A 1,218-nucleotide genomic window follows, 5' to 3' on the forward strand; every position below is an offset into this window, starting at 1 on the left:
GCCTGACGGGAAGAAACAGTTGATTACGGTGGAAGGTGTCGTGCCGAAATACACAAAACCGTATGTGTCTGCGCAATATATCTCAAAAGACTGCCTTAGATATCAGCTTGATGCAGGTATGTCGCCTTATCAAGTGCCGACTTATTATGAATTGGATTTGAATGTAAAAGCTGATCCACAAACCGGTTACTTTCAGGCGAAATTACCTTTTAATGGCGGAGGATGGTGTAAATGGAAAATCAATCAAGCTTCTGTGGCAGTGGGGTATACCGATGTTAGTCATCTGGTGAAAGATGCTGTGCCGTATACGGGAACCGGTTTAACCGCATTTATTAATGATGCTGCCCAGACGAATATTAGTGAAACTGCGGCACTAAATACTATTAATTTTAGCCCCATTATCTATCCTGTTTTGGAAATGGTTGAAGGATTTCCTAAAAGCGTATATTTACAAGGTGAAGTATCAAAAATGCGCTCCTTTCGACTGAAATTAACTCCAGGAATGGAATGGAAAATTACCTTTAAACCAAAGTTGGATGAAACCAAAATGGCGAAAGTCACAGTGATTAAAGGGAAAGAATGGGTTGAATATCCCGGTGGTAAGATAGATTACGGCGATCGAGAAGTCGATTTTCGGTTCATGTACATGAATATGAAATAACGCCGTAGGCATTGAGGAAAATTTACCATGATAAATATCAAGCAATTTACTCATTTACTTAAACATCAACATCAGAAATAAGGAGTCCATATGAACGATGGATTACACTTTCTTTGTCATATTACCGATTTGCCGGAGAAAACTTTTGCGGTAGCTGAATTTTCTTTACAGGAGGAGTTATCCGAATTATTTACCCTATCCTTAACGCTGGTCAGTAAACGGGCTGATATTGATCTGGAATCACTGTTATTACAATCGGTGAAATTCCGGGTGATTTTCAACGATGTTGAGCAACGTCAGGTTAGCGGCATTATCTCACAGGCTATACGGGGGGATACGCATGCGCATCGTACCATTTATCACCTCACCGTCCAGCCCGCGCTCTGGCGGATGAATTTGAATCAGGACAGCCGGATTTATCATCGGCAAAGCGTGCCGGAAATTCTCACCAGTTTGCTGAAAAAACATTGCATCCTGTTCGATTGCCAACTGGATGAGTTTCATTACACACGGGAGTATGTGACGCAAAAACGGGAGTCCGATTATGCCTTCTTTGC

General features: G+C 41.7%; 2 protein-coding genes. Both read left to right on the top strand.

Annotated elements, in window-relative coordinates; all coding sequences use genetic code 11:
- The coding region (locus Phpb_RS23090; protein WP_082302667.1) for a hypothetical protein at positions 1 to 661 on the top strand (661 nt) is incomplete at its 5' end.
- A 90-nt stretch (positions 662 to 751) separates the two neighbouring features.
- Positions 752 to 1,218, top strand: a 467-nt coding sequence (locus tag Phpb_RS23095; protein WP_276204292.1) for a contractile injection system protein, VgrG/Pvc8 family, incomplete at its 3' end; no start/stop codon positions are given.

This window comes from Photorhabdus namnaonensis, from assembly GCF_001684335.1.
GTDB classification, from domain to species: Bacteria; Pseudomonadota; Gammaproteobacteria; order Enterobacterales; family Enterobacteriaceae; genus Photorhabdus; species Photorhabdus namnaonensis.